The following is a 422-nucleotide window of genomic DNA, read 5'->3' on the forward strand; positions in this document are numbered from 1 at the left end:
GTACTAGAAATGACTGCTTMTGCGACTTGTTGGATGTGGTCATCGGTCATTGCTGTTGAGAGGGCAAGGAGTCCATTGGAGCCGGCCAGGACGCCCTTATCGTAGAGATTCCACCAAAGGGATTCGATGTCTGGGGTGACTATGCGCATCAGTGATCCGAAGCCGTTGACCGGAATTCCCGCGGATTTCAGTTGACTGCGCAAGCGGTCGCCTCGGATGTTCAGATCTAATACGGCTTCTTCGTCGTATAGGCGGAGGGCAGTGAGGCCAGCTGCCATAGTCACGGGGTTGGCGGTGAACGTGCCACCCCACATGACGTTGCCGGTCGTTGTTGGGCTGAACGTCTTGAGAATGTCGGGGCTTCCGCCGATCGCTCCGGCGGGAAAACCGCCTCCAATGATCTTCCCTACCGAGATCAGGTC

1 protein-coding gene is annotated in these 422 nt (G+C 56.8%); it reads right to left on the minus strand.

Features of this window, described 5'->3' with window-relative positions:
• Positions 1-422, minus strand: a 422-nt coding sequence (locus AC1U89_RS24865) for an aminotransferase class III-fold pyridoxal phosphate-dependent enzyme (protein ID WP_479902280.1), incomplete at both ends; no start/stop codon positions are given.

Source organism: Caulobacter sp. 05T431, assembly GCF_056665975.1.